The sequence below is a fragment of the Rhodospirillales bacterium genome (assembly GCA_016872535.1).
Classification (GTDB): domain Bacteria; phylum Pseudomonadota; class Alphaproteobacteria; order Rhodospirillales; family 2-12-FULL-67-15; genus 2-12-FULL-67-15.
Genome location: VGZQ01000017.1, coordinates 17,612 through 44,194 on the forward strand (window position 1 = coordinate 17,612; position 26,583 = coordinate 44,194).

25 protein-coding genes and 1 riboswitch are annotated in these 26,583 nt (G+C 67.1%); of the genes, 10 read left to right on the top strand and 15 right to left on the bottom strand.

The features are described 5' to 3' along the window. Positions 1–5: 5 nt before the first annotated feature. The 6 genes from gcvP to FJ311_05170 all read right to left on the bottom strand — a co-directional run bounded on the left by gcvP (position 6) and on the right by FJ311_05170 (position 7,442). Positions 6–2,906 carry an aminomethyl-transferring glycine dehydrogenase gene (gene gcvP / locus FJ311_05145; GenBank protein ID MBM3950821.1) on the bottom strand — a complete coding sequence of 967 codons (2,901 nt, stop codon included), beginning with the start codon at positions 2,904–2,906 and terminating at the stop codon, positions 6–8. A gap of 1 nt (position 2,907) precedes the next feature. After that, a complete protein-coding gene (gene gcvH / locus FJ311_05150; GenBank protein ID MBM3950822.1) occupies positions 2,908–3,282 on the bottom strand; it encodes a glycine cleavage system protein GcvH in 375 nt (124 codons plus the stop codon). Next, complete coding sequence (gene gcvT / locus FJ311_05155) at positions 3,279–4,421, bottom strand: glycine cleavage system aminomethyltransferase GcvT (GenBank protein MBM3950823.1); 1,143 nt, start codon at positions 4,419–4,421, stop codon at positions 3,279–3,281. The genes gcvH and gcvT overlap by 4 nt, the downstream gene beginning before the upstream one ends. 199 nt (positions 4,422–4,620) lie before the next feature. After that, positions 4,621–4,728: riboswitch (glycine riboswitch) on the bottom strand. A gap of 68 nt (positions 4,729–4,796) precedes the next feature. Next, positions 4,797–5,372, bottom strand: coding sequence for a hypothetical protein (locus FJ311_05160; GenBank protein MBM3950824.1), 576 nt, complete (start codon positions 5,370–5,372; stop codon positions 4,797–4,799). Then, the gene (locus FJ311_05165) at positions 5,369–5,617 is read right to left on the bottom strand and encodes a CDGSH iron-sulfur domain-containing protein (GenBank protein ID MBM3950825.1); all 249 of its coding nucleotides are present in this window, start codon (positions 5,615–5,617) and stop codon (positions 5,369–5,371) included. Before FJ311_05165 ends, FJ311_05160 begins: the two co-directional genes overlap by 4 nt. A 91-nt stretch (positions 5,618–5,708) precedes the next feature. Then, positions 5,709–7,442 (bottom strand): hypothetical protein, encoded by a 1,734-nt coding sequence (locus FJ311_05170; GenBank protein ID MBM3950826.1) that lies wholly within the window; start codon positions 7,440–7,442, stop codon positions 5,709–5,711. A gap of 134 nt (positions 7,443–7,576) precedes the next feature. Here FJ311_05170 and FJ311_05175 point away from each other — a divergent pair, with 134 nt between their 5' ends. Together FJ311_05175 and rnhA are read left to right on the top strand one after the other, a co-directional pair. After that, the gene (locus FJ311_05175) at positions 7,577–8,539 is read left to right on the top strand and encodes a homoserine kinase (protein MBM3950827.1); all 963 of its coding nucleotides are present in this window, start codon (positions 7,577–7,579) and stop codon (positions 8,537–8,539) included. Beyond that, positions 8,536–9,027, top strand: a complete 492-nt coding sequence (rnhA, locus tag FJ311_05180; GenBank protein MBM3950828.1) for a ribonuclease HI — start codon at positions 8,536–8,538, stop codon at positions 9,025–9,027. The genes FJ311_05175 and rnhA overlap by 4 nt, the downstream gene beginning before the upstream one ends. A 9-nt stretch (positions 9,028–9,036) precedes the next feature. Here rnhA and FJ311_05185 read toward each other — a convergent pair whose 3' ends face one another. Together FJ311_05185 and FJ311_05190 are read right to left on the bottom strand one after the other, a co-directional pair. Beyond that, a complete protein-coding gene (locus tag FJ311_05185; GenBank protein MBM3950829.1) occupies positions 9,037–9,519 on the bottom strand; it encodes a peroxiredoxin in 483 nt (160 codons plus the stop codon). Between the two features lie 56 nt (positions 9,520–9,575). Continuing rightward, positions 9,576–11,735 carry a hypothetical protein gene (locus tag FJ311_05190; GenBank protein MBM3950830.1) on the bottom strand — a complete coding sequence of 720 codons (2,160 nt, stop codon included), beginning with the start codon at positions 11,733–11,735 and terminating at the stop codon, positions 9,576–9,578. A gap of 160 nt (positions 11,736–11,895) precedes the next feature. Between FJ311_05190 and FJ311_05195 the strand changes: the two genes are divergently transcribed. Further along, entirely contained in the window at positions 11,896–12,480 is a 585-nt protein-coding gene (locus FJ311_05195; protein ID MBM3950831.1) for a YqgE/AlgH family protein, read from the top strand. A gap of 9 nt (positions 12,481–12,489) precedes the next feature. On the opposite strand, the gene FJ311_05200 is transcribed toward FJ311_05195, so the two are convergent. From FJ311_05200 to FJ311_05210, 3 genes are read right to left on the bottom strand one after another with little or no spacing between them, the layout of a single operon-like run. Further along, on the bottom strand, positions 12,490–13,758 hold the full coding sequence (locus tag FJ311_05200; GenBank protein ID MBM3950832.1) for an insulinase family protein: 1,269 nt from the start codon (positions 13,756–13,758) through the stop codon (positions 12,490–12,492). After that, positions 13,755–15,176 carry a threonine synthase gene (locus FJ311_05205; GenBank protein ID MBM3950833.1) on the bottom strand — a complete coding sequence of 474 codons (1,422 nt, stop codon included), beginning with the start codon at positions 15,174–15,176 and terminating at the stop codon, positions 13,755–13,757. Before FJ311_05205 ends, FJ311_05200 begins: the two co-directional genes overlap by 4 nt. A gap of 36 nt (positions 15,177–15,212) precedes the next feature. After that, positions 15,213–16,709, bottom strand: a complete 1,497-nt coding sequence (locus tag FJ311_05210) for a carboxypeptidase M32 (GenBank protein ID MBM3950834.1) — start codon at positions 16,707–16,709, stop codon at positions 15,213–15,215. A 332-nt stretch (positions 16,710–17,041) separates the two neighbouring features. Here FJ311_05210 and FJ311_05215 point away from each other — a divergent pair, with 332 nt between their 5' ends. Further along, entirely contained in the window at positions 17,042–18,187 is a 1,146-nt protein-coding gene (locus FJ311_05215) for a porin (protein ID MBM3950835.1), read from the top strand. On the opposite strand, the gene FJ311_05220 is transcribed toward FJ311_05215, so the two are convergent. The 4 genes from FJ311_05220 to FJ311_05235 are packed head-to-tail and all read right to left on the bottom strand — an operon-like array spanning position 18,188 to position 21,188. Beyond that, complete coding sequence (locus tag FJ311_05220) at positions 18,188–19,126, bottom strand: protoheme IX farnesyltransferase (protein MBM3950836.1); 939 nt, start codon at positions 19,124–19,126, stop codon at positions 18,188–18,190. It lies immediately after the preceding gene. A gap of 40 nt (positions 19,127–19,166) precedes the next feature. Continuing rightward, positions 19,167–20,534 (bottom strand): hypothetical protein, encoded by a 1,368-nt coding sequence (locus FJ311_05225; protein ID MBM3950837.1) that lies wholly within the window; start codon positions 20,532–20,534, stop codon positions 19,167–19,169. Further along, positions 20,497–20,937, bottom strand: a complete 441-nt coding sequence (locus tag FJ311_05230; protein ID MBM3950838.1) for a DUF420 domain-containing protein — start codon at positions 20,935–20,937, stop codon at positions 20,497–20,499. Before FJ311_05230 ends, FJ311_05225 begins: the two co-directional genes overlap by 38 nt. Before the next feature lie 20 nt (positions 20,938–20,957). Further along, positions 20,958–21,188 carry a hypothetical protein gene (locus tag FJ311_05235; GenBank protein MBM3950839.1) on the bottom strand — a complete coding sequence of 77 codons (231 nt, stop codon included), beginning with the start codon at positions 21,186–21,188 and terminating at the stop codon, positions 20,958–20,960. A 62-nt stretch (positions 21,189–21,250) separates the two neighbouring features. Between FJ311_05235 and coxB the strand changes: the two genes are divergently transcribed. From coxB to FJ311_05265, 6 genes are all read left to right on the top strand, one after another. Next, entirely contained in the window at positions 21,251–22,075 is an 825-nt protein-coding gene (coxB, locus tag FJ311_05240) for a cytochrome c oxidase subunit II (GenBank protein MBM3950840.1), read from the top strand. Positions 22,076–22,116: 41 nt separating this feature from the next. Then, a complete protein-coding gene (gene ctaD / locus FJ311_05245) occupies positions 22,117–23,724 on the top strand; it encodes a cytochrome c oxidase subunit I (protein ID MBM3950841.1) in 1,608 nt (535 codons plus the stop codon). Between the two features lie 25 nt (positions 23,725–23,749). Continuing rightward, positions 23,750–24,298, top strand: coding sequence for a cytochrome c oxidase assembly protein (locus FJ311_05250; protein MBM3950842.1), 549 nt, complete (start codon positions 23,750–23,752; stop codon positions 24,296–24,298). A gap of 30 nt (positions 24,299–24,328) precedes the next feature. Further along, positions 24,329–25,150: a cytochrome c oxidase subunit 3 gene (locus FJ311_05255; protein MBM3950843.1), complete on the top strand. Its 822-nt coding sequence runs from the start codon at positions 24,329–24,331 to the stop codon at positions 25,148–25,150. 13 nt (positions 25,151–25,163) lie between these two features. Beyond that, positions 25,164–25,940, top strand: a complete 777-nt coding sequence (locus FJ311_05260; GenBank protein MBM3950844.1) for a DUF2189 domain-containing protein — start codon at positions 25,164–25,166, stop codon at positions 25,938–25,940. A 66-nt stretch (positions 25,941–26,006) separates the two neighbouring features. Next, positions 26,007–26,583, top strand: a 577-nt coding sequence (locus tag FJ311_05265; protein MBM3950845.1) for a class I poly(R)-hydroxyalkanoic acid synthase, incomplete at its 3' end; no start/stop codon positions are given.

Below are 26,583 nucleotides of genomic sequence, written 5' to 3' on the forward strand. Positions count from 1 at the left end.
GCCGTTCACTCCGCTGCGTCTTGGTAGGCCTCGATCGGCGGGCAGACGCACACCACGTGCCGGTCGCCGTAGACGTTGTCGACGCGCGCCACCGGCGGCCAGTACTTGCCGGCCTTGAGTTCGGCGAGCGGGAACGCGGCGATCTCGCGGCTGTAGGGGTGCGCCCACGCCTCGGCCGCGATCATGTCGGCGGTGTGCGGCGCGTGGTGCAGCGGATTGTCGGCGCGCGGCCAGTCGCCGCGTTCGACGCGGGCGATTTCCTCGCGGATCGCGATCATCGCCCGCACGAAGCGATCGAGTTCCGCCTTCGGCTCCGACTCGGTCGGCTCGACCATCAACGTACCCGGCACCGGGAACGACATGGTCGGCGCGTGGAAACCGTAGTCCATCAGGCGCTTGGCGATATCCTCGGCGCCGACGCCGCTGGTCTCCTTCAACGGCCGGGTATCGAGGATGCACTCGTGCGCGACCAGGCCGTTGCGCCCGGTATAGAGAACCGGGTAATGGCCGGCGAGGCGCTTGGCGACATAGTTGGCGGCGAGCAGCGCGGCCTCGGTCGCGCGCTTGAGGCCGTCGCTCCCCATCATGGCGATGTAGCTCCAGCTGATGGAGAGAACCCCGGCCGAGCCCCACGGCGCCGCCGCGATCGGGCCGATGCCGGTGGCCGGGCCGGCCTCCGGCACCAGCGGATGGTTGGGCAGATACGGCGCCAAATGCGCGGCGACGCCGATCGGCCCGACGCCCGGCCCGCCGCCGCCGTGCGGAATGGCGAAGGTCTTGTGCAGGTTGATGTGCATGACATCGGCGCCGAGATCAGCCGGACGGCAGTACCCGACCAGCGCGTTGAGGTTGGCGCCGTCCATGTAAACCTGCCCGCCCGCGTCGTGGACGATGCGGCAGATGTCGCGGATGCCGGCTTCGAAGACGCCGTGGGTCGAGGGATAGGTGACCATCAGCGCGGCAAGGCGGTCGCGGTGCCTGGCCGCCTGGGCCGCGAGGTCGCCGAGGTCGATATTGCCGGCCGCGTCGCACGCGACCACGACGACGGCGAGGCCCGCCATGGTCGCGCTCGCCGGATTGGTGCCGTGCGCGCTCGCCGGAATCAGGCAGATGTCGCGCGTGTCTTGCCCGCGCGCCGCGTGGTGCTTGCGGATCGCGAGCAGGCCCGCGTACTCGCCCTGCGATCCGGCGTTGGGTTGCAGCGAAACGGCGGCGAAGCCGGTCAACGCGCACAGCCGTTTCTCCAGATCGCGGATCATCGCCAACGTGCCCTCGGCCTGGTCGAGCGGGGCGAACGGATGCAGTCCCGCGAACTCGCGCCAGCCGATCGGCAGCATCTCGGCCGCCGCGTTCAGCTTCATGGTGCACGAGCCGAGCGGAATCATGGCGCGGTTAAGGGCGATGTCGCGATCCTCGAGATGCTTCAAGTAGCGCATCATCGCCGTTTCCGAATGGTGGGCATTGAACACCGGATGGGCGAGAAACGGTGTCGCCCGGCGAAGCGCGGCCGGGATCGCGTCCGCCGTCGCCGCGTCGAGATCGCTTGGCGCGAACGCGGGTTTCTTTCCGCCCGCGAACGCGGCCCAGACGCGCGCCACGTCGTCCTCGGTCGTGGTCTCGTCGGTCGATATGCCGATGCGTCCGTCCTTGAAATCGCGGAGGTTGATCCCCAGCTCGCGCGCCTTGGCGATCACGGTACCCGCGTTCGCGACGCGGGCGACGACGGTGTCGAAAAAGCCCTCGTGCTCGACCTTGACCCCGAGCTTCCCGAGTCCCGCGGCCAGGATCGCCGCCAGGCGGTGGGCGCGGAGCGCGATGCGCGCGATTCCCTTGGGCCCGTGATAGATCGCGTAGAACGCGGCGATGTTGGCGAGCAGGACCTGCGCCGTGCAGATGTTGCTGGTCGCTTTTTCCCGCCGGATGTGCTGCTCGCGGGTTTGCAGCGCGAGACGTAACGCCGGTTTGCCGCGCGCGTCGATCGAAACGCCGATCAGGCGGCCGGGAATTTGCCGGCGATGCTCCTCGCGCACGGCCATGAAGGCGGCGTGCGGCCCGCCGAATCCCATCGGCACGCCGAAGCGCTGGAAGCTGCCGACCGCCACGTCCGCCCCCCATTCCCCGGGCGGCACGAGAAGCGCGAGCGCGAGCGGATCGCACGCAACCGCGAGCAGGGCGTTGGCGGCGTGGATTTTGTCGGCGAGGCCGCGCCAATCGCGCACGGCGCCGGTGGTGTCGGGGTACTGGAGCAGGACGCCGAACACCCGCGCCGGGTCGAGATCGCGCGCCGGATCGCCGATTTCGACCGAAAGGCCGAGCGGCTCGGCGCGCGTCCGCACCACGGCCAACGCCTGCGGATGGCAGGCGGCATCGGCGAACAAGACCTTGCTCGCGCTCCGCGCGACGCGCTTCATCAGCGTCATGGCTTCGGCCGCGGCGGTCGCCTCGTCGAGCAGCGAGGCATTGGCGACCGGCAGGCCGGTCAAATCGACAGTCATCTGCTGGAAAGCGAGCAGCGCTTCCATCCGGCCTTGCGAGATTTCCGCCTGATAAGGGGTATAGGCGGTGTACCAGCCGGGATTTTCGATCACGTTGCGCACGATCACCGCGGGCGTCACCGTGCCGGAATAGCCGAGCCCGATCATCGATTTGAGCAGGCGGTTGCGCGCCGCGAACCCGCGCAGGGCGCCGAGCGCGTCGGCCTCGCTCAAGGGCGCGAACGGCGGCACGCCGCCGGTGCGGATTGTTTCCGGCATGGCGGTCTCGGCGAGTTGGGCCAGCGAATCGTAGCCGAGTTCCGCCAGCATGGCGCGGATATCGTCCGCGTTCGGGCCGATATGGCGGCAAGCGAAATCGTTGGTGTCGCCGAGATCGGCGAGGCGGGGCGAGGGCGTTCGGGGCGCGGGCATGTTAGTGGAGCCCCGCGACGTAGGCGTCGTAGGCCGCCTTGTCCATGGCATCGTCCAGGTCCTTCGCGTCGGCGAGTCTGATCTTGTAGAACCAGCCGCCGCTTTCGGCGGCGCTGTTGACGGCGGCCGGGTTGTCGGCGAGCGCGCCGTTGATCTCGACGACTTCGCCGCCGGCCGGAGCGTAGACCTCGCTCGCCGCCTTGACCGATTCCACCACCCCCGCTTGCGCGCCCTTGGCGACCTTGGCGCCGACCTGGGGCAGTTCGACGAACACGATGTCGCCGAGCTGTTTCTGGGCGTAATCGGTGATGCCGACGACGCCGATGCCGTTCTCGACTCTGATCCATTCGTGATCCTTGGTGAAGCGGACGGTCATGGGCGGTTCTCCTTGCGCGGGCGGGTGACGTGATAGCGGTGCGGAACGAAGGGTAGTGAGACAACGCGCGCCGGCAGCGGCTTGCCGCGCACGATGGCGTCGAGGCCAGTTCCGGGGCGGGCGGCATCGGCGGCGACATAGCCCATCGCCACCGGGCCGCCCACGGTCGGGCCGAAGCCGCCGCTGGTGATGGCGCCGGCGCTCGAACCGTCGGGGCGGACAAGCGCGGTCCCGGCCCGGGCCGGCGCTCGGCCTTCGGGGCGGATGCCGACGCGGAGGCGCCGGGGGCCCTCGGCGATCTGGCGGACGATGACGTCGGCGCCGGGAAAGTTCTTTTCCGCGCGCCGGCGAGCGCCGACGGTCCAGGCGAGACCGGCCTCGATCGGGGTCGTGGTTTCGTCGAGGTCCTGGCCGTAAAGGCAGAGCCCGGCTTCGAGCCGGAGCGAATCGCGCGCGCCGAGCCCGACCGGCTTGACGCGGGGGTCGTCGAGCAGGCGGCGGGCGAGCGCCTCGGCCCGATCGGCCGGCACCGAAATCTCGAATCCGTCCTCGCCGGTGTAGCCCGAGCGCGTGACAAACCCGGCGACGCCCGCCACCGTCATCTCCGCGCCGGACATGAAGGAAAGCGCGCCCGCCTCCGGCGCGAACTGGGCGAGAACCTCCGCCGCGCGCGGGCCTTGCAACGCAATCAGCGCGCGATCGGTGACGATCTCGATCCGCGCGCGGCCCGCGAGACGTTCGGCGAGGTACGGGAACACGACGTCCTTGCGCGAGGCGTTGACGACCAGCGCGATACCATCGGCGGCGCGGGTCGCCATCAGGTCGTCGATGATTCCGCCCGCATCGTTGGTCAGCATGGTGTAGCGCATGCGCCCGGGCGCCAGACCGGCGATATCGCCCGGCACCAGGGTTTCGAGCAGGGCGGCCGCGTCCTTGCCGACGAGGCGGGCTTGGCCCATGTGCGAGACATCGAACACGGCGGCGCCTTCGCGCGCGTGATTGTGTTCGGTCAGAATGCCGTCGGCGTAATGGAGCGGCATGAGGTAGCCCGCGAACGGGACCATCTTCGCGTTCAGCGCGCGATGGAGACGTTCCAGCGGCGTCGGCTTGGCGGGTTCGGTCGCGGCGTCGGTGGACAAGGGGTTGCCCTCGAATCGCGCGAAGGGCCGGGGTCATCCGGGGGGCGGATTCGCGCCATCCGCGCCGGATTCCCCCTCTGTCATTGGACCTGAAAGATTCCCGGCCGGGCGCGCCGTGGGCGCGGAAATCGGGGCCGGTTACATCTTCGGTGAGAACCGTCGACCCGAAGGCGCGCCGGTTCCGCTTTCCAGAGTCTCACGTACTGCCGCGGTCCTGAAGCCTGAGAGGTTCCGGGGTGGTTGCTCCTTCGGCGCCGACGGCACCCGCCTGCGGGCGGGGACCGGCGAACTCTCCCGCGGCAGCGTGGCGAGAGAACTTCGGATGAAAGTGTAGACCCGCGGGTAGGAAATGCAACCCACCCCCTCGGGGAGGGGTCAACGGGCGCGTTCCCTGGCGATTCGCGCTTGGCGATTGTAGTCGAGTTGGTCCTCGGTCAGCTGGAATCCGACCAGGATCGTGAAATCCTTTCCGCTCTGCCCGGCGGCGATCGGCACTTTCATTTCCACCGTGTCGTCGGTGAGCGTCATGCGCGTGACGTTGCCCGGAAAGCGGGCGGCGAGATCGAACACGTTTTTCGCCAGCGGTTCGCGGTCGGCGTCGATCAGAGTCACGAAATAGCGATAGGGTGCGACGCGGTCGGTGTTGGCCGGTCCGCGCTCGGCGTCGATCGCGAGGTAAACCCGGACCTGCATGACGCCGGTGCGGTCCTTGTTCATTTGATACTCGCAGTCGGCGAACACCCGGCTCAGACGCCCGCTGTAGGATACGTCGAGGATGTCGCGTCCCGGCCCGTCGCGGAACTGGGTCAGCTGTTCGGCGTCGGCGAGAATCATGGCGCGCGCGCAGGGACCGGGCGGCGGTTCCTTCTTGGTAAAAACGCCGCACGCCGACAGCAGCGCCGCGCAACCGGCCAGGACGACGGTCCGTGCGGTCGCGCGGGAGGGTTTCACAGCTTGTTGTGGGAGCCGTCGCAGCGAGGACGGTTTTTGGTCGCCTTGCAGCCGCAGAAATGGACGGTTTCGGTCTTGTCGGCGGCGAACTGGATCGGCCGGAAAACGGTGCCGGCGTGGGAGCCGTCGCAGAACGGCTGATTCTTGCTGCGGCCGCAGGCGCACCAGAAATATTTCTTGCCGGCCTCGACCGGAACGGCATAGGGCTTTTTCTGAGGAACGACGGGCTGGTCGGACTGGCTCATGGCGCGCAAGGATCCCGAGTGGCGGTTTGCGGGGCTCGCCGGACTGTAGCCAAGCGCCGGGACGCGAACAAGCGGCGATTGCCGGCCGCGCTCAGCGCTCGATCTGCATCAGGATCGCGGTCAATCGGGCGAACGCGCGCGCGCGCCCCCAGGCGTTGTCGATGCCGGCGGCGATGTCGAGGCCGCGCCGGAAGGCGGCCCGGGCCAAGTCCGTTTCGCCGCGCCGGGCGCGCGCGAGGGCGATCTCGCCCAGCATCCACGATTGGTCGAGGCGGCTTTTGATGTCCCGGGTGGCGCGGTCGGCGCGTTCCTTGATCGCATCGGCCTGGGCGGTGTCGCCATGACGATCGGCGCTAGCGGCGAAAGTCCATAGCGCCTGCGCGCGCAGGGAATCGTCGGCGATCTGTTCGGCCAACGCGACCGCCTCGGCCCGCGTGGCGCGCCGGACGGCCGCATTCGTCGCGCCATCCGCGACTTCGCCGTGAGCGAGGGCAAGGCGGCTGAGGGCGAAGGACTTGGCGAACGGAAAGGCGATGCGGTCGGTTTCAGCGACGGCGATGGCCAGCGTGGCCGCGGCCGCCCGTCGGTCGCCGGCGCGGTTCTGGGCCACGGCGACCGGCGCGAGCGCGCCGGCGCGATGGTGGGCTTCGCCGATGGTGGCGGCCAGCGCGTGCGCGGTGGCGACATCGCCGGCGCGCGCCGCCTGAACAACGGCGGCGACCAGAACTGAGGTGTGTTCGGATTTTTCCGGAATGTCCTTGAGCAGGCGGAGCGCGTCGTTGGTGCGACCCAGATCGGCAAATCCGCCCGCCACGTAGCGGAGGGCGTTGCCGGCCGAAGCGTCCGGAAGGGCTCGGGCGGCGGTTTCGGCCTCGGCGATCAGAGGGTCGGCGGCCGCCTGTTCGCCAGCGCGGGCGAGCGCGACCGCCGCGCGCACGAGCAGATTCACTTTGCTCACGGGTGCTTCTAGCGACCGGGCTTCGGTTTCCAGGCGACGCGCGGCGTCGCGGGCCTCGGCGGTCTTCTCCGTTCGGGCAAATATATCGGCGATCGCGGCCAGCGCCTCGGCCCGCTTTTTCGGATCGGGGATCGCCTCGGCGGCGGCGGTCGCCTCGGGGCCGAATCCGCCCTGGGCCTTCGCTTCGGCGATGTCGCGCAAGGCGACCATGATCAGGCGCGGATCGCGAATGCGCCGGGCGGTGTCGCGGGCACCGTCGGCGAATCCGCCGCGCGCCTGCACCGCCAGGATTTCGCCGAGCGACCAGTCGCGCATTTCCTTGTCGGCGACACCCTTCGAGCTTTCCACCGCTTCGGCCAGGAGACAGCGCGGCGTCGGCTTTTCCAGGCACGGCGCCACGTCGCGGGTCGGATCGCTCTTTTCGGCGATCTCGTCGACGATGAGGTCGCGGGTGGCGGGATTGGCGAGCAGCGCTTCGCGCGCGGCGCGGATGTTGTCCTCGCGCGCCTTTTCGAGCTTGCCGAGCAGTTCGTTGACCCGATCGCCGGTGTCGAGACGTTCGGCCAGCGCATCGCTCGCCTGGCCGGTTTCGGGCACGCCGATCGTCCGCTGGTACTTGCGGATCGCGGCTTCGGTTTCGGGGTTCATGCGGCCGTCGGTACGGCCTTCGTAGAGCCCGATGGCGGCGAGCGCGCGCTGGATGCGTAAGATCAGGTCGGACGGCTTGACGGCGGAGCCGTTGTCGGGCGCGCCGAGGATTGTCGTCGGCGGCTCCGGCCGGGCGGCCTCCACCGGTTGCGCGAGGGCGCCGGCGAGCAGCGCGACGGCGACGGTCGGGAGGATGGAGGGGCGGGCGGGGAACGGCATGGGGCGGACGACCGGCTAACCGGAGATTCGGCCATTGTTATATATGGCCATTATATATGGTTCCGGCGGTATACATGCTCTTAACCCGCCCGGCGCTAGGCTCGCGGGTTCGCTGAGTCCGAGGACGCGGGGCCATGGCCGTCTACACCGAGGTTTCCGACAGGGATTTGACGGCCTTTGTCGCCGAATACGATATCGGCGAGGTCAAATCGTGCAAGGGCATCGCCGAGGGGGTGGAAAACACCAACTACCTGCTCGCGACCCAAGCCGGGACCTACATTCTCACTCTTTACGAAAAGCGGGTCGAGCCCAAGGACCTGCCGTTCTTTCTCGGTTTGATGGAACACTTGGCGGCCAAGGGCGTGCCGTGCCCGGTGCCGGTGAAGGGGCGTGACGGCAAGGCGCTCCGCCGGCTCGCCAAGCGTCCCGCCGCCGTCGTCACGTTCCTCGAAGGCATGTGGCCGCGTAAAGTCGAGGCCGCGCACTGCGCCGAACTGGGCGGCGCGCTTGCCCGTCTGCACGTCGCCGGCCAGGACTTCCGGCTTCGCCGCGCCAACGCGCTCGGCATCGGCGCGTGGCGGGGCCTGTTGGACAAGTGTTTGCCCCACGCCGACGAGGTCCGCACCGGGCTCGCGCGCGCGTTGCAAGCCGAACTCGACCATCTCGAGGCGCGCTGGCCGCGCGATCTGCCGCAAGGCGTAATCCACGCCGACCTCTTTCCCGACAACGTGTTTTTCCATCACGGCCGGGTGTCGGGGTTGATCGATTTCTATTTTGCCTGTTGGGATGCCTTCGCCTACGACGTCGCCATCTGCCTCAACGCCTGGTGCTTCGAACGCGGCAACAGCTTCAACGTCACCAAGGCACGCCGGCTGCTCGCCAGCTACCGCAAGGAACGCGCGTTCTCGGACGCGGAAATCGAGGCGCTGCCGCTGCTCGCGCGCGGCAGCGCGCTCCGCTTCCTGCTCACCCGGCTGCACGATTGGGTCTATACGCCCAAGGACGCGCTGGTCACGCGCAAGAACCCGATCGAATACTGGGACAAGCTCCGCTTTCACCAGGGCGTGAAGAGCGCGGGCGAATACGGCCTCAAATGAGTGCCAAGCCGGACGACATTATTGACATTTTCACGGACGGCGCGTGCAGCGGCAATCCCGGGCCGGGCGGCTGGGGCGCGTTGTTGCGCTGGCGCGACCGCGAAAAGGAATTGTTCGGCGGGGAAACCTCGACCACCAACAACCGCATGGAACTGACCGCCGCGATCGCGGCGCTCGAGTCCTTGAAGCGCGGCGCCCGGGTGCGGCTTCATACCGACAGTCTCTATCTCAAGGACGGCATCACCCGCTGGATCGCGCGCTGGCGCGCGAACGGCTGGCGCACCGCCGACAGGAAGCCGGTCAAGAACGAGGACCTGTGGAAAAAACTTTTGGCCGCGCTCGAACGCCATGACGTGGACTGGCATTGGATCAGGGGACACGCCGGCCACGCCGAGAACGAGCGCGCCGACGCGCTCGCGCGCAAGGGCGTCGCAGCGGCGAAGGCCGAATTGAACGGCGCGGACGGAACCAACGCCAACGGCGGCTGAGATCGAGGCTCAGAGCCGCTTCAGAGTTTCCTCGGCGCTGGTCTTCTCGAAGGTGCCGGGCGGGTCGATGGCGATGTCCTTGACCACGCCCTTGTCGACGATCATGGCAAAGCGCTGACTGCGGAGCCCCAGCCCGCGCGCGGAGAGGTCGAGTTCCAACCCGGCAGCCTTGGTGAAGTCGGCGCTGCCGTCGGCGACCATCATCACCTTGGTGCCGACCTTCTGGTCCTTGCCCCAAGCGCCCATGACGAAGGCGTCGTTGACCGCCATGCAGACGATCTGATCGATCCCCTTCTTCTTGAGGGCGACGGCCTTCTTGACGAAGCCGGGCAGGTGCTTGGCCGAGCAAGTCGGCGTGAACGCGCCGGGCAGGCCGAACACCGCGACCTTCTTGCCGCGGAACAGTTCGTCGCTGGAAACGGGCTTCGGCCCTTCCTTGGTCATGGTGTAAAGGGTGACCGACGGAACCTTGTCGCCGACTTTGATGGTCATGGTGTCTCTCCCGGGCTGATTGTTGGCGCGAGTATGGCGGGGCGGGACGGGAACGTTCAAGAGCCCGGCGCCGCCACCCGGGCGGGGCCGCCACGCTGGGCCTTGTCGAGGGCGCCAAGAACCTCGGCGCTCGTCAACAGCTCCGGTAGGGGTATTCCCTCGGGCGCGCCCGGACCGTAGACGACATTGAAGGGAATGCCGTAGCGGCCGAAGCGCGCGAGATAGGCGGCGATGCGTTCGTCGGGGCGGGTCCAGTCGGCGACCATGGCGACGACCGGCTCGCGGCCGAGGCGTTTGGCCACCTCGCCCTGGTTGAGCACCAGGGTCTTGTTGGCCTTGCAGGTGATGCACCAATCGGCAGTCACGTCGACGAACACGGTCTTGCCTTCGGCGACGTACTGGGCGATGCGCGCTTCGTCGAACGACCGCCACGGTCCGCCGCCGGCGGGCCCGGATACTCCCGGCGCGCGGGCCAGCCATACCGGCAGGGCGACGGTGGCCACGGCGGCGAGGGCGAGGGCCGCGAGCGCGGGCCGACCGGCGAGGTGGCGGCGGCGACGCAAAGCGAGCGCCAGCAGCAGGGCCGCGCCGCCGAGGGCGGCGGCCAGCGCGGCGCCTTCGCCAACCTGTGCCATGAGTACGCTCGCGAGCCAGATCGCGGTGCCGATCAGGGCGAAACCGAAGACCTGCTTCAGGCGGATCATCCACGCGCCGGGGCGCGGAAGGCGCGTGGCGAGCGCGGGGAACAGGGCGACCGCGAGATAAGGAAGCGCGAGCCCGAGGCCGAGCGCCGTGAACACCGCCAGAATCTCGCCCGCGCCGCGCGCCAGCGCGAAGCCGATCGCGGTGCCGAGAAACGGCGCGGTGCACGGTGTCGCCAGCAGGGTGGCGAGCGCGCCGGCGAGGAAATGCCCGCCGAGGCCGTGGGTGTGGGTCGGCGTCGCGCCGAGATCGGCGACCGCCTCGGGCAAGTGCACCTCGAACAGGCCCCACAGATTGGCGGCGAACAAGGTTGTCACCACGATCATGGCGGCGAGGAACCACGGCTGCTGGAACTGGATGCCCCAGCCGATCGCCGCGCCCGCCGCTTTCAGCGCGATCAGCGCGCCCGCCAACACCAGGAACGCGGCGAGGATACCGCCCGCCGAGGCGACGAACGAAAACCGCACGTCGCGCGCGGCCGCGCCGCCGTGGCCGACGAGGCCGAGCAATTTGAGCGACAGCACCGGCAACACGCACGGCATCAGGTTGAGGATCAAGCCGCCGAGGAGCGCCAAGCCGAGCACGGCGACGAGCGACAGGCCTACCACCGGCGCGCCGCCGGGCGGCGCACCAGTCGCGGCGACGGCGACGAGGGTGTGTTCGACCGCGCGCGGGCCGTCGGTGAGCGTTACCGAAATCGGCTTGCCGATGAGGGCGCCCGCCTCGGCGCCGTCGACCGGCAGGGTCAGGGCGACGCGGGTGCGGCCGTCGGCGAAGACGGCGGTGGGCGGATGAAAATTGGCGGTGTCGATTCCGCCGACGTCGAGAAACGCGTCGGGCGCGGCGAAGGGTTCGCGCGAAGTGGCGGTAACGGTCACGCTCGCGGCGTTCTTGCCGCTTCCGGCTCGCGCTTCGACGCGTTCGATCGTCAGGCCCTGCACCGCGCCGTCGCCGGGCACGCGCGCGGCGAAGCGGTTGATCAGGTGCGCTTCGGCGCTCGGCGCCGCCGGGCCCGCCGGCAACGCCAACGCGAGCTTCGCGGTGTGCGGCACGCAAATCTGGTCGCAGGTGAGAAAATCGACGGTGGCGGAAAGGGTAAGCGCTTCGCCCGGCGTCGCGGGCCGGAGGGCGAGCGGCAACACCACCTCGTCCTTGTAACCGATGGTCTCGACGTCAAGCAGCTTGAAGCGCTCCGGCGTCGGCCACTCGATCCGCGCGTCCTTGACGTTGGTCGAGCCGTCCCATTTGAGCTTGGGCGGAAAGCCGGCGTCGCCGGGCGCGCGCCAATAAATTTTCCAGCCCTTCTCCATCTTGAAGTGGAGGCCGAGCGGCACGCGATCGCCCGTGCCGGTCGCGGTCACGGCGGAGACGAGACGGACCTTGGTGTAGACGGTGTCCGACCATGGCGACGCGGGTTCGGCGTCGGCGGCGGTCGGCGTCGCCACGGCGAGGCCGAGAACGAGTCCGACCTTCGCCCAAACAACGGAAGCGGTTCGACAAGCGCGCGCGGTCATGGGGTGCGGCGTTTACTATAACGCTTCGCCGGGGCGCGCAAAACGACGCGCATGGACCTCACGCACTCTTTATCGCGGCGATTTATCGAGGTTCCGCGCCGCAACCGGACGGGTTATACTATATTTCGGTATGCGAATCGTTCGCGACGGAGCCGATTTCATGTCGACGGACAAAATTGCCGTGAACGGCGGCCCCTATCTCACCGGCCAACTGCTGGTGGCGATGCCGGGACTCGCCGATCCGCGCTTCGCCAGGACCGTCATCTACATGTGCGCCCACAACGCCGAAGGCGCGATGGGACTGGTCCTCAACAAGACCATCGAATCGCTGACTTTTCCCGACCTGCTGTCCCAGCTCGGCATCGAAAGCGCGGCCGGCGGCATTCCGATCCGCGTTCACTTCGGCGGGCCGGTGGAATCGGGGCGCGGCTTCGTGCTCCATTCGGCCGATTACGTGCAGGACGCGACCATGCTGGTCGACAACCGGGTGGCGCTGACCGCGACCATCGACATCCTGAAGGCGATCGCGCAAGGGGCGGGGCCGAAGCAGCGCCTGCTCGCGCTCGGCTATTCCGGTTGGGGTGCGGGCCAGTTGGACGCCGAGATCAAGGCCAACGGCTGGCTCAGCGTGCCGGCGGACGAGGAATTGGTGTTCGGCCCCGACCTCGACGGCAAGTGGCTGAAGGCGATGAAGAAGATCGGCATCGATCCCCGCATGCTCGCCGACACCGCCGGGCACGGATAATTTCCGACTTTAGTGGGGCTTCAGCCGCTCCGCGATGCGCGGATATTCGCGCACGCCCGCGATCGGGCCGAGCAGCGCCACGGTCGGCGCGGACGCCGTCAACCTTCGCGCCACGCGCTGGATGGTTTCCTTGTCCGCCGCCTCGATCTTGGCGACGATTTCCTCGGGACTTATCGGCCGGCCGAACAGCATGATCTGGCGCGCCGCCTGTTCGCAGCGCGCGGTGGTGCTTTCGAGCGTCATCAGAATGCTGGCCTTGAGTTGCGCCCGGGCGCGCGCGATCTCGCCCTCGCCGAGATCGTCGGCGACGCGCCGCGTCTCGCGCGCGATCAGGTCGATCGCCTGGTCGGCGTCCTCGGCGCTGGTGCCGGCGTAGACGCCGAACAGCCCGCCGTCGGCGTAGCACGACAGGAACGAATAGATGTCATAGGCGAGCCCGCGCCGCTCACGCACCTCCTGGAACAAGCGCGAGGACATGCCGCCGCCGAACAAGGTCGAGAACACGCTGGCGGCGAAAAAATCGTCGTCGAGCGCGCCGATGCCGTCGAAGCCGAGCAGGATGTGCGCCTGCTCGAAATCGCGCGTGCGGCGGAATTCGCCGCCTTGGTAACGGGCTGGCTCGGTCCTGGCCGGGACGGTGCCGGGCAATTCGCCGAACGTCTTGTCGACCAGCGCCACCAGCCAGTCGTGATCAACGCGGCCGGCGGCAGCGATCACCGTTTGGGCGGGGCCGTAATGGTCGTGCATGTAGCCGAGGATGGTGTCGCGCGGGAGCGCGCGGATCATGTGAGGCGCGCCCAAGATGGAACGGCCAAGCGCCTGGCCGGGATACGCGGTTTCCTGGAAATTGTCGAAGATCACGTCGTCGGGGGTGTCGTTGGCTTGCCCGATTTCCTGGAGGATGACGGAGCGTTCGCGCTCGAGTTCGTCCGCATCGATGGTCGAATGCTGGACGATGTCGGCGATCATGTCGACGGCGAGCGCCAGGTCCTCGCGCAGCACCTTAGCGTGGAACGCGGTATATTCGCGCGTGGTGTGGGCGTTCATGTGGCCGCCGACCGACTCGATTTCCTCGGCGATGGCGCGCGCGGTGCGCCGGCGCGTGCCCTTGAACGCCATGTGCTCGAGGAAATGGGAGACGCCGCTCACATTTTCGTCCTCGTGCCGGGTGCCGACACCGACCCACGCGCCAAAGGTGACGGTTTCGACCGTGCGCATGGCGTCGGTCACGACCCGAAGACCATTGGCGAGCCGGGTGACGCGGACATCCTGGGTCATGGGCGTTTCCGGGACGTTTCGTCGTTGATTGGGGCGCGCGCGGCGACGAAGGCCTTGAGGCGGGCAAGATCATTGGGCAGCGTCGCGCAGCGTTCGCGGCGGTCGTAAAGATCGGCGAGCCGGGCGGGCAGCGCCGGGCGCACCCCGCAGGCGGCCTCGACCGCGTCGGGAAACTTGGCCGGATGCGCGGTCGCCAGCGCGACCAGGGCGCCGTCGTCCGGCCGGTGCAGGGCCGCGCCCGCCGCCAGGCCGATCGCCGAATGAGGATCGAGAATTTCGCCGCATGACCGATGGACGTCGCGGATGACGCGCGCGGTGCCCTTGTCGTCGAGACGGAAGCCGGCAAATTGGCGGGTAATACGGCCCCACCGCTCGCGCCCGAAATCGGCGCGTCCCGTTCGGGCGAATGCGGTCATCGCGTCGGCGAGCGGCGCGGATTTCCGATTCCACGCCTCGAACAGCAGGCGCTCGAAGTTGCTGGAAACCTGGATGTCCATGCTCGGGCTCGTGGTCGGCACCACCTTGGCGGTCGCCATCACGCCGGTCGCGAGATAGCGGGTCAGGATGTCGTTGCGGTTCGATCCGACGAACAGGCGCGCGATCGGCAAGCCCATGCGGCCCGCGACGTAGCCGGCATAGACGTTGCCGAAGTTTCCGGTCGGCACCGCGAACGAGATTTTGCGCTCGGGCGCGCCGAGGGCGGCGCCGGCGGCGAAGTAATAGGCGACTTGCGCCATGATCCGCGCCCAGTTGATGGAATTGACCGCGGCCAGGCGATGGCGGTCGCGGAACGCGTGGTCGTTGAACATCGCCTTCACCAGGGCCTGGCAGTCGTCGAAGGTGCCCTCGATGGCGATGTTGTGGACGTTGGCGTCGGCGACGGTGGTCATCTGGCGGCGCTGCACGTCGGAGACGCGGCCCCTGGGATGGAGGATGAAAATCCGCATGCGCGCGCGGCCGCGGCAGGCCTCGATCGCGGCGGCGCCGGTATCACCCGAGGTGGCGCCGACGATCGCCATCCGCTCGCCGCGCTCGGCCAACACCCTATCGAACAGCCGCCCGACCAGTTGCAGGGCGTAATCCTTGAAGGCGAGTGTCGGCCCGTGGAACAGCTCCATCAGCCAGCGGTCGGCGCCGATCTGCTTCAAGGGCGCGACCGCGGCGTGATCGAACCCGGCGTAGGTGTCGGCGACCAGCTGCGCGAACGCGGCCTTCGGAATGGCGCCCGCGACGAACGGATGCATGACGCGCCGGGCGATGTCGGCATAAGAACGGCCTTGCAGGTCGCGGATATCGCCGGGCGACAGGCGCGGGAATTTTTCCGGCACGTAAAGGCCACCGTCGCGGGCCAAGCCGGCGAGGAGCACGTCGGCGAAGCCGATCCGGGGGCCAGGGCCGCGGGTCGAGACGTATTTCATGGCGGAGCGCACCCTATACCCCGCCGGGACGCAGGGCTAGTGTTCGCGCAAATAGCGCGCCCGCAGGTGGGCGAGGAAATCGTCGGGTTCCAGCGCCCGCCCGGTGGCGTCGGCCACGATCGTCGCGGTCGTGGCCGAGGACGCCCGGGCGTGGATGCGCTCGCGGAGCCAGCCGATCAGAGGAGCGAAGCGGCCGTTGGCGATATCGTTCGGCAGATCGGGCAGCGCGCGGCGGACGGCGGCGAAGAGTTGCGCGGCGATCAGCGCGCCCAAGGTGTAGGACGGGAAATAGCCGAACGCGCCGTCGAACCAATGGATGTCCTGGAGGCAGCCTTCCCGGTCGGACGACGGCGTCAGGCCGAAGTGACGGACCATCGCCTCGGTCCAGGCCGCGGGCAAGTCGCGCGGGCGGAGGTCGCCCGCGAGCATGGCTTGTTCGATCCGGTGGCGGAAGATCACGTGCAGCGGGTAAGTCGCCTCATCGGCGTCGACACGGATGTAGCCGGGCCGGACGCGGGTCACGAGCGCGTGCAGGTTGGCGGGCGCTCCCGCCGCGCCGACGGCCAGAAATTCGCGCAGCAACGGCGCCAGAAAGTCGAAGAATTCGCGCGACCGGCAAACCTGCATTTCGATCAACAGGGACTGGCTTTCGTGCAGCGCCATGCCGCGCGCCTCGCCGATCGGCTGGCCGCGCCATTGGGCGGGCAGACCCATTTCGTAGAGGGCATGGCCGGTTTCGTGCAGCGTGCTCATCAAGCCGGAGACGAAGTCGTCTTCGTCGTAGCGGGTGGTGAGGCGGATATCGTCCGGCACGCCGCCGCAGAACGGATGCGCGCTGACGTCGAGCCGGCCGTGGGCGAAGTCGAATCCGAATGCCGCCATCAGCTTGAGCGCGAGCTGGCGCTGACTTTGCGCCGGAAACGTGCCTTCAGGCCGGACCGGCTGGCGCCGCGTCGCTTGGCGCTCGACCGCCTTGGCGACGATCGGCGGCAATTCCTGTTCGAGCCGCGCGAACACGCGGTCGATGTCGGCGGCGCGCGCGCCGGGCTCGTGTTCGTCGAGCAGCGCGTCGTAGGGCGCGAGGCCGAGCTTCGCGCCTTTGGCCGCCGCCGCCTCGCGCACCAGCCCGACCACGGTCTCGAACGACGGCAGAACGGCGGCGAAGTTGCCCGCCCCGCGCGCGTCGCGCCAGATCGCCTCGCACGCGGCGCAGGCGCGCGCGAGCGCCGTGACCAGATCCTCGGGGAGCGCGTTGGCGTGCGCCCATTGGCGGCGCATTTCGGCGACATTGGCGCGTCGCCACGCATCGAGGTTCGGGTCCGATTCAGCGGCCGCGAGAAGGTCATCGGTGCCGGCGCGGACCAGGGTCTCATGGCGGAGCGCCTGCAACTCCGCGAGCTGTTCGGCGCGCGCGGCCGCGCTGCCTGCCGGCATCATGACGGCACGGTCCCAGTTGAGCACGCTCGCCGCTTCGCCGATCAGGGCGGCACGGCGGAACTGGCGCTCGAGTTGGCCATAGGCGCTTTCAGGCATTCGCCGATAGTGGCCGGGCTCAACCTGGGACGCAAAGAGTGTCAGGGAAAAAGGCTGATTTTTCATGTACTCCGCCACTGACTGTGGTCAAAATAGCACAATAAATAATCATTTTTATAATAACTGTATTTTTGATTGAAAAATAGGCAGATATTTGTCTTGATACGTCGCGTGTAATTCTTTTGCCACAGTATTTGGCAACGGTGGGAAGTTGAACTCCCATATGGTGAATAATTTTTTTCGGGGCGATAGTTGTCCTCAGCCAAGCTTTTATTATCGGCCATAAGGGCCTGTCCGCGCGCGAAAAACAAATCCAAGGAAGGGTGTCGAAAATGATCGATCGCGAATCGCTATGCCGTACCAAGTTTTGGCTCATGGCCGGTCTGGCCGCATCGGCCGGCGCAATCGCGACACCGGCCGACGCGCAAGTTTCGCGCGAAACCGGCCGCGACAAGGTCAAGCTCACCCTCAGCGGGCACGTCAACCGGGCCCTGATGTTCGCCGATGACGGCAAATCCTCGCGCACGTTGATCGTCGACAACGCCGCCGCGACCACGCGCTTCAACATGTCCGCGGAAGCGGAAGTGAGCGACGATTTCGCCCTGGGCGCGCAGATCGAGACGGAAATTCCGTCCAACAGCGCAAGTATCGTCACGATTCACCAGGGCAACGGCGACAACAACCAGAATCAAACCCGGTTCGTCGAACGCAAGATGGAGGTGTTCGCGGCCCATAAGCGCCTGGGCAAGATCTGGCTCGGCCAAGGCAGCACCGCGACCGACGAAATCGTCGAATCTGATCTTTCCGGCACCACCGTTTCCGGCAACTACGCCGACGCGGGCGTGATCGGCTCGGCGCTGGTGTTCTACAACACGCGTACCCGCTCCTATACGGACGGCCCGACGGTCGGCGATGTCGTCGTATCGCTCAACGGCGGCATGGACGACCGTATCCGTTACGACACCCCGACCTACGGCGGATTCTTCGCCTCCGCTTCGTTCGTGTCGGGCGGGCAAGGCGACGCGGCGCTACGCTACGGCGGCAAGATCGGCCCGTTCGAGATCGCCGCGGCGCTCGGCTATTCCAACGTCAGCGGCATCAACACCACGGTCGAGGACCGCGTCGTCGGCTCGGCGGCGGTGCTGCACGAAAGCGGATTCAATGTCGCATTTTCAGCCGGTCGGCAGCAGCACAAGGCTGCCAACCGCGACGACGGGACCAGCTATTACGGCAAGGTCGGCTACATCGCCAAGCTGTTCGGAATCGGGCCCACCGCCTTCGCCGTCGACTATGGCGTCTACAACGATTACGGCCAGAACGGCGACGAGGCCAAGCAATATTCGGCCGCCGTCGTCCAACACTTCGAGGACATCGGCAGCCAGATCTATGTAATGGGCAAGGCTTTCGAACTCGACCGTACCGGCGCGAGCTACGACGACATCCGCCTGTTGCTGGTGGGCGGCCGCGTTCAGTTCTGATCAGAGAAATCGCGCGATCACCCGGTCGGCGAGCAGCGCGACGAAGATCAGGAACAGATACAGGATCGAATAGAGGAACATCGGCCGCGCCGGGCCGACGCCGGGATCGCGCGCGAGCCGGATCGCGTGGCCGGCAAAAAGAGCGCCCAGCGCCAGCGCGGCGATCCCGTACGGCCAGCCCGACATGCCGATCGCGACCGGCGCCAGCGTCGCCGGCAACAGCAACGCCGTATAGGCGAGCATCAGCCGCTTGGTATGTCGGGGGCCGGCGACCACCGGCATCATCGGCACGCCGGCGGCGGCGTAATCGGCGTTGCGATAAAGCGCGAGTGCCCACGAATGCGGCGGCGTCCACAGGAAGATGATGGCGAACAAGACGATCGCGCCGAGCCCAACGTCGCCGGTCACCGCCGCCCAGCCGATCATCGGCGGCAGTGCGCCCGAAGCCCCGCCGATGACGATGTTCTGCGGTGTTCGCCGCTTCAGCCACACGGTGTAGATCAACACGTAATAAAGTATGGTGAGCGCAAGCAGGCCGGCGGCGACGGCGTTAACCAGCAGGGCCATGGCGCCGACCGACGCGATCCCGAGCAAAATCCCGACCACCAACGCTTCGACGGGGCGCATCCGGCCGGCGGGGATCGGACGTCCCATGGTTCGGCGCATGACCCGGTCGATGTCCTGGTCGTACCACATATTGATCGCGCCCGAGGCCCCGGCTCCGGCGGCGATGCACAAAATGGCGATCGCCGCGGTCGCGAGCGCGATCGTGCCGGGCGCGAGAATCAGGCCAACGCAAGCCGTGAACACCACCAGCGACATCACGCGTGGCTTCAGGATCACGCCGTAGTCGGCGATACGGAAGCGGTGCTGGGTTTCTTCGGGCACGGCGCCGGGCACGGATTGGCCTTCGGCCCCGGTGGTGCGGGTCGCGGACATGGGCAGGCGACGGTCCTCGAAAGTGGCGGGTGACGCCATTTTACACGCTCCTCTCGCGGCGCAACAACGCTCCGGCCAGGGTAACAATAAAGAGAATCCCGCCCATGACCGCGATCAAGGCCCCGAAACCGTTGAGGTAAAGCCCGAGCTTGGCCCCGAGCTCGACCAGCCCCTGGGCTTCGCCGGCGGCCTTGCGCGGCGCGCCGTAGCCGCCGGCCCAGAAGAGGCCCAGGCTGGCAAGCGCTTGGCCCGCGCCGTAAAGCCAGATCTGAACGGCAAGAACGCGGCTTCCCCTCGGAGGCCGGCCGGCGCGCGGCAGCGCGATTCTTAAGAAAACGCCCATCAGCGCCAAATTGATGCCGCCGATGACCCCATGATAGTGCGCGGGCGTGCGGGTATCGGCACCGTCGACGAACAGGCCGAGCAGACCGCCGACGCCGAACACCGCGACCGAAAGCGCGAGCGCGAGAAAGGCCGGATCGCGGCGAATATCCGGCCGGGTGCGCGCGGCCGGAATCAGTCGGCGGGCGATCGCCCCGGCCGCAAGCAGCGGCGCCGGCGCCAGCGCGTATTGCAACAACGCGAACGCTTCCCATCGGACCGAAGAATTGACATCGAGCGCGAGATCGAGGCCGAGGCCCGCGCCCGCGCCAAGAACGAGCAGGCCGGCGGCCAGGCGAAAGGCGGGGCTGTCCCCGCTCCCGCCTAGGACATCGTCGGCGAGCGCGATCCAGGCCGCGATCAGGATGGCGACGTTGAGAAATTGCAAAATGTGCCCGCCGCCCCAGAATAAGGCCTCGTTGAAATCGAACGACGGCGCGGCTGGCGCGAGCGCGACGGCGGACAGGACGAAAGCGACGAGGGCGAGGACGTAGACCGCGCTACCCGCGCCGAGTACCAGCGCATGCGGCGTGCGCGCCAGAGCGCCTCGCGCCAGATCGACGAGGAAACGGCCGACCGGCAACAGCATCGCGCCTGCGAGCAGCGCGAGCCCAAGATAATAGAGCGGATCGGTAATGGCCGGGACGTAGTTGTTGAGGGTCGGCTCGCCGCGATCGGTCAGTGACGGCACCAGCAGCAGAACGAACGAAGCGGCCGCGCCGCCGAGCGCAATTCGGTCGATGGTCGAGGCGGTCGCCGGTCGCGAGGCCAGTGCCAACATCAACCCGAATGCGGCCAGGAACCATACCACGAAGGAGAAAACGACGTGCGCCACCAAGCCACGCTCGAAGAACGCCACCGGCCAGGGAAACAGGGTCTGGCTGCCGGGAATGCGCGAGAGCGCGAGCAGCACGGCCATCGCGCCGGCAAGCGCGAGCGCGAGCGCGGCCAAGCCCATCCACGCGCGCAGCACCTCGCGATTCGGCATTTCAACCATGGTGCGGAAACAGGTGCACGGCCATGACATAGACCACCACGCCGGAGACGCCGACGTACATCCAAACCGGCCAAGTGACGCGGGCGATGCGGCGGTGCGCGTCGAACGAACCCCGAAGCGCGCGCCAGACCGCGAGCGGCACCATCGGCACCAGGGCGATGGCACCGATTACGTGCAGCGCGAGAATGGAAAAATACACCGGCCGCACCCATCCTTCGCCGCCGAATCGCGCGAATCCGGAGTTGAGCTTGTAGATCACGTAAACAATCAGAAACGCCGCCGATGCGGCGAGCGCCGACACCATCATGCGGCGATGTCGAACGCGATCGCCTCGACGGATAAAAACATACCCCACGGCTAGGAATAGCGCCGAAAGCGCGTTGAGGGCGGCGATGGCATGGGATAAATCCTGGATCGTCCAATTCTGGATCATGACCGACCTGATCCGGGGGCTTAGGACATTTTCCAGATGATCGATGCGTACATGAACAGCGCGAGGGCAAGCAGCGCCAACGCCAGCATCCATTTTCTGCGGTTCATGGTGCGATAACTCGGGCCAATTTTCGCGCGCCGGCAGAGCCCGGCGCCCCCGGAAAAAGCCCCTTTTAATGGCACTCTGGCCGTGTTAGCAAATGCTATGTCGCGGGGGTTGGCGGCGCACGTCGCGCCATCGGCGAAGATCACGCTGTAAAGGCGGGCTCGCGGCGGGGGTTTCCAAAACTGTTTTCCACTATGCGGATAAGGCCATGTTCACACGCTTTGCTCGGTTAATTCCCAGCGCGGCAGCGATCCTGCTCACCGCGGCGGTCCCGGCTTCGGCCTCCCAGCCGCGCCCGTGGCAGATGACCTTCCAGCCGGCGGCCACGCCGGTGATGGAGCAGATCCAGTCGTTCAACGACCTTCTGTTCTGGATCATCGTCGCCATCACGTTGTTCGTTTTGGCGCTGCTCTGCTACTGCGCCATCAAGTTCAACGAGAAATCGAATCCGACGCCTTCGAAGACGACACACAACACCGCGCTCGAAGTGATTTGGACCGTGGTCCCGATCCTGATCCTGGTGGTGATCGCGGTGCCGTCGTTCCGCCTGCTCTATTTCATGGACCGGACCGACAAGCCAGAAATGACCCTCAAGGTCGTTTCGCACCAGTGGTACTGGTCTTATCACTACCCCGACCACGGCAACCTCAACTTCACCAGCAACATGGTTCCGGCCGAGGATTTGAAGCCTGGCCAGCCGCGCTTGCTCACCGTCGATAACGAAGTGGTGTTGCCGGTCGACACCAACGTTCGCGTCTTGGCGACGTCAGAAGACGTGATTCACAATTGGGCGGTTCCGGCGTTCGGGGTCAAGATCGACACCGTGCCCGGCCGTACCAACGAAACCTGGGTGCGCATCACCAAGGAAGGCACCTATTACGGCCAATGCTCGGAATTGTGCGGCATCAATCACGGCTTCATGCCGGTCCAGGTGCGCGCCGTTTCCAAGGCGGCTTTCGCGCAATGGACCGAAGAGGCGAAGAAGAAATTCGCCGCCACGCCCGAAACCGTTCACGTCGCCGCCACCCGCTGAGAGGCTCGCGCGTTATTTCGAGGATCTGAGAGGACACCGCCATGGCTTACGCCGCTCACGACGCCCACGCTTCCCACGACCACCACCCCACGGGATGGAAGCGCTGGCTCTATTCCACCAACCACAAGGACATCGGCACCATGTATTTGGTGCTGGCCGGGATCGGCGGCTTGGTCGGCGGGATAATGTCGTGGTTGATCCGCCTCGAACTGTCACAGCCGGGGCTCCAATACATCACCGATCCGCACTTCTATAACGTGCTGGTCTCGGCCCACGGCTTGATCATGGTGTTCTTCTTCGTCATGCCGGCCCTGATCGGCGGCTTCGGCAACTGGATCGTGCCGATGATGATCGGCGCGCCGGACATGGCATTCCCGCGCATGAACAACATCAGCTTCTGGCTGACCGCGGGCGGGCTGATCCTGATTCTTGCCGCCGGCTTCACCGCCGGCGGGCCGGGGACCGGTTGGACGGTGTATCCGCCGCTCGCCAGCAACGAATACCACCCCGGCCCGGCGGTCGACTTGGCTATTCTCAGTCTGCACATCGCCGGCGCGGGATCGATTCTTGGCGCGATCAACTTCATTGTCACCATCATGAACATGCGCGCCCCCGGCATGACGCTGCACCGCATGCCGCTGTTCGTGTGGGCGACGCTGGTGACTGCCGTATTGCTGGTGCTGGCGCTGCCGGTGTTGGCGGGCGGTCTCACTATGCTGCTGACCGACCGCAATTTCGGCACCACCTTCTTCAAGCCGGGCGGCGGCGGCGATCCGATTTTGTGGCAGCACCTGTTCTGGTTCTTCGGCCACCCGGAAGTCTACATCATGATCATTCCGGCGTTCGGCATCGTCAGCCAGATCGTCTCGACCTTCTCGAAGAAACCGGTGTTCGGCTATCTCGGCATGGCCTACGCCATGGCGGCGATCGGCGTGATCGGCTTCGTCGTCTGGGCGCACCACATGTATTCGGTCGGCCTCGACGTCAACACGCGGGCCTATTTCATCGCCGCGACCATGGTGATCGCGGTGCCGACCGGCGTGAAGATTTTTAGCTGGATTGCCACCATGTGGGGCGGCTCGCTCCGCTTCGACACGCCGATGTTGTGGGCGGTCGGGTTCATCTTCCTGTTTGTGGTCGGCGGCGTGACCGGCATTCAGCTCGCCAACGCCGGCCCGGACATGGCCTGGCACGACACCTATTACGTGGTGGCGCATTTCCACTATGTGCTATCGCTCGGCGCCGTGTTCGGGATTTTCGGCGGTTTCTATTACTGGATCGGCAAAATGTGCGGCCGTCAGTACCCCGAGCCGGCCGGCCGTCTGCACTTCTGGCTGACGTTCGTCGGCGTCAACCTGCTGTTCTTCCCGCAGCACTTCCTCGGCATGGCCGGCATGCCCCGGCGCATCCCCGACTATCCGGACGCCTACGCCGGCTGGAACATGGTCTCGAGCGCGGGCGCGGTGATCACCATCCTCGGCACCGTCTGGTTCCTATGGGTAGTGTTCCGCACCTTCACCTCGGGCGAAAAAACGGCCGCCAATCCGTGGGGGCAGGGCGCGACCACGCTGGAATGGACGGTGCCCTCGCCGGCGCCGTTCCATACCTTCGAGGAAACGCCGCGCATCGCGCCCGAGGCCGCGCACTGAACCGCCCGCGCTCCGAAATCGATCCATGGCCGCCGCAGCCGATCGCCGCAATCTTCGCCTTGCCGTCGCCCTCTTCGGGGGCGTCGCGGGCATGATCGGCTTGGCCTATGCCTCTGTGCCGCTTTACCGGCTGTTCTGCCAGGTCACCGGATTCGGCGGCACCACCCAGGTGGCGAAGGCGGCCCCGGGTACGGCGGCGGGACGCACGATCACGGTACGATTCGACGCCAACGTGGCGCGCGATCTGCCGTGGCGGTTCGAGCCGGTTCAGGGGTCGGCCACGGTCGCGATCGGCGAAAACGCACTCGCCTTCTACCGCGTGCGGAATCTTTCCGACAAACCCGTCACCGGAACGGCGACCTTCAACGTCACCCCGCACAAGGCCGGGCCCTATTTCGCCAAGGTCGAATGCTTCTGCTTCACCGAGCAGACGCTGGCCCCAGGCGAAACCATGGACATGCCGGTGTCGTTCTTCGTTGACCCCGAAATCCTCAAGCGGGCCGAAGCCGACGACGTAAGCGAAATCACGCTGTCCTACACCTTCTTCCGCGCGATTCCCTCGAATCGCAGTTAACCTTCCGAACGCGCAGCAACGGAGAGAGACATGTCGAGCCCGTCCACTACCCATAAGCATCCCTGGCACATGGTCGATCCGAGCCCGTGGCCGGTGGTGGGCGCCGCGGCCGCGCTACTCACGGCGTTCGGGTTGATCTGGTACATGCACGAAGGGCCGATCTGGCTGTTCCTCGTCGGCGTGGCCGGCTTGTTGGTCACGTTCTGGGGCTGGTGGCGCGACGTGATCGCCGAAGGCACCCATCAGGGGCATCACACCGATCCGGTGTCCACCGGTTTGCGCCTCGGCATGATCCTGTTCATCGCCTCGGAAGTGATGTTCTTCTTCGCTTTCTTCTGGGCGTTCTTCCACTCCTCGATGCCGATCCTGAGCAAGGTCGCGGCGACCATCTGGCCGCCCGCGGGCGTACAGCCGCTCAATCCCTGGACTCTGCCCTTCCTCAACACCTTGATCCTGCTGACCTCGGGCGCCACGGTGACGTACGCCCACCACGCGCTGCTCAAAGGCAATCAGAAAGGCACCGTCGTCGGCCTTGCTCTTACCATCGCGCTCGGCATCATCTTTACAGGGACCCAAGCCTACGAATACGGCGTCGCCGCGTTCAAGTTCAAGGACGGCATCTATTCGTCGACCTTCTATCTCGCCACCGGATTCCACGGCGCCCACGTCATCATCGGCACCTGCTTTCTGATCGTGTGCCTGTTCCGCGCGGCGAAGGGTCACTTCAAGCCAGAAAAGCATGTCGGCTTCGAAGCTGCCGCCTGGTACTGGCACTTCGTCGACGTGGTCTGGCTGTTCTTGTTCGCATGGGTCTACTGGTGGGGCACCGCCGGCTACAAGGGTCCGTTCTGAACCGGGAGACCCTATGACGCAGACGGCGGGCGCGAGCGATCTTCCGGCGACCATCCGCCTCGTCTCCGTCGATGCCTCGGGGCGCTGGCTGGCCGCCGGCTGGATGGACGTCCGCCGCGCGCCGGGGGTCAGTCTCGGATATGGTGCCGTGTTCGCGGTCGTGAGCCTGGCGCTCACGGGCGGTCTTCTCTTCCTCGGTCTCGGCTCGCTGATCCTGCCGCTCGCGGGCGGGTTCGTGCTGATGGCGCCGCTGCTGGCGATCGGATTCTACGACATCAGCCGCCGGCTCGAATCCGGCGAACGGCCCTCGGCCGGCGCGGTCGCGCGCGCAAGCTCGGCCGGGTTCGCCCAGGTCGGCGCGATGGGCGCGGTTCTGATGTTGGTATTCCTGGTTTGGACGTTGCTGGCGCTGGTGCTGTTCGTCCTGTTCTACGGGCAAAGCCCGCCGCCGCTCGACCGGTTCGTCGAGGAGATCTTGTTTTCGGTGCGGGGAGGGCTCTTCCTCGCCCTCGGCACGGCGGTGGGGGCGGTGATCGCCACGCTCGCGTTCACCATCAGCGCATTCTCGTTTCCGATGCTTCTCGACCGGCCGGTCGACGTCGTCACCGCGATCCTGGTCAGCGCCCGGGCGGTGCGGGCCAACTGGCGGGTGATGTTCGGTTGGGCGGCGCTGATCGTGCTGCTGACCGGGGTCGGATTCGTGACCCTGTTTCTCGGCTTGGCGGTGGTGATGCCGCTGCTTGGCCATGCGTCCTGGCACGCCTATCGGGACGTGATCGAGCCGCGTTAACCCTAATCGATCCCGGTTTGGCGGTCGCCCGTCGTTTGGCGTATCCTGTCTTCGGGACGGGACCGTATGAACGAGAACGCGCGCACAGTGGAAAAAAAGGCCGCGCCGGAATCCCGGGCGGACGGCGCAACCGCGCCGGCTCCCACCTTGGCCGAGCGGATCGCCGCCGTGACGCGCGCGGCGCTCGCGCGGGCCGAGGAGGACGCGGAATTCCAAATTCCCCACCCGGCGGTGGTCGGCAAGACGTTCATTACGCTCGCCGACGCGCTCGCCCAGGATCCGGTCCGGGTAGCCTCGGCGCAGGCCGACTTGTGGCGGTCCTACGCGCGGCTGTGGCGCGCTTACGCCGCCCGCCTCGCCGACGGTCCGGCCGCGGCGGTGGTCGAGCCGGCGCCCGACGACCGCCGCTTCAAGGATGAAGCCTGGAGCGAAGACCCGAGCCTCGATTTCCTGAAGCAGGCGTATCTGTTGGGCGCGCGCTGGCTGCAAGGGTTGCCCGCGCTCGCGCGCGACCTCGATCCCGCCCAGCGCCGCAAGGCGGAGTTCTACCTGCGCCTGATCGCGGACGCGCTCGCGCCGACCAATTTTCCCTCCACGAACCCGAAGGTGCAACGCGCGATCGCGGCCGAAAAGGGCGCGAATC

Excerpts from the sequence above, each read along its gene's own strand:
- FJ311_05220 (MBM3950836.1), bottom strand. The coding sequence starts at position 19,126 with ATGTCCGCGACCCGCACCACCGGGGCCGAAGGCCAATCCGTGCCCGGC.
- coxB (MBM3950840.1), top strand. The coding sequence starts at position 21,251 with ATGTTCACACGCTTTGCTCGGTTAATTCCCAGCGCGGCAGCGATCCTG.
- FJ311_05215 (MBM3950835.1), top strand. The coding sequence starts at position 17,042 with ATGATCGATCGCGAATCGCTATGCCGTACCAAGTTTTGGCTCATGGCC.
- FJ311_05185 (MBM3950829.1), bottom strand. The coding sequence starts at position 9,519 with ATGACCATCAAAGTCGGCGACAAGGTTCCGTCGGTCACCCTTTACACC.
- rnhA (MBM3950828.1), top strand. The coding sequence starts at position 8,536 with ATGAGTGCCAAGCCGGACGACATTATTGACATTTTCACGGACGGCGCG.
- FJ311_05170 (MBM3950826.1), bottom strand. The coding sequence starts at position 7,442 with ATGCCGTTCCCCGCCCGCCCCTCCATCCTCCCGACCGTCGCCGTCGCG.
- gcvP (MBM3950821.1), bottom strand. The coding sequence starts at position 2,906 with ATGCCCGCGCCCCGAACGCCCTCGCCCCGCCTCGCCGATCTCGGCGAC.
- FJ311_05225 (MBM3950837.1), bottom strand. The coding sequence starts at position 20,534 with ATGTCATGGCCGTGCACCTGTTTCCGCACCATGGTTGAAATGCCGAAT.
- FJ311_05210 (MBM3950834.1), bottom strand. The coding sequence starts at position 16,709 with ATGCCTGAAAGCGCCTATGGCCAACTCGAGCGCCAGTTCCGCCGTGCC.
- FJ311_05190 (MBM3950830.1), bottom strand. The coding sequence starts at position 11,735 with ATGACCGCGCGCGCTTGTCGAACCGCTTCCGTTGTTTGGGCGAAGGTC.
- FJ311_05230 (MBM3950838.1), bottom strand. The coding sequence starts at position 20,937 with ATGATCCAGAATTGGACGATCCAGGATTTATCCCATGCCATCGCCGCC.
- gcvH (MBM3950822.1), bottom strand. The coding sequence starts at position 3,282 with ATGACCGTCCGCTTCACCAAGGATCACGAATGGATCAGAGTCGAGAAC.
- ctaD (MBM3950841.1), top strand. The coding sequence starts at position 22,117 with ATGGCTTACGCCGCTCACGACGCCCACGCTTCCCACGACCACCACCCC.
- FJ311_05255 (MBM3950843.1), top strand. The coding sequence starts at position 24,329 with ATGTCGAGCCCGTCCACTACCCATAAGCATCCCTGGCACATGGTCGAT.
- FJ311_05205 (MBM3950833.1), bottom strand. The coding sequence starts at position 15,176 with ATGAAATACGTCTCGACCCGCGGCCCTGGCCCCCGGATCGGCTTCGCC.
- FJ311_05165 (MBM3950825.1), bottom strand. The coding sequence starts at position 5,617 with ATGAGCCAGTCCGACCAGCCCGTCGTTCCTCAGAAAAAGCCCTATGCC.
- FJ311_05260 (MBM3950844.1), top strand. The coding sequence starts at position 25,164 with ATGACGCAGACGGCGGGCGCGAGCGATCTTCCGGCGACCATCCGCCTC.
- FJ311_05175 (MBM3950827.1), top strand. The coding sequence starts at position 7,577 with ATGGCCGTCTACACCGAGGTTTCCGACAGGGATTTGACGGCCTTTGTC.
- FJ311_05250 (MBM3950842.1), top strand. The coding sequence starts at position 23,750 with ATGGCCGCCGCAGCCGATCGCCGCAATCTTCGCCTTGCCGTCGCCCTC.
- FJ311_05200 (MBM3950832.1), bottom strand. The coding sequence starts at position 13,758 with ATGACCCAGGATGTCCGCGTCACCCGGCTCGCCAATGGTCTTCGGGTC.
- FJ311_05195 (MBM3950831.1), top strand. The coding sequence starts at position 11,896 with ATGTCGACGGACAAAATTGCCGTGAACGGCGGCCCCTATCTCACCGGC.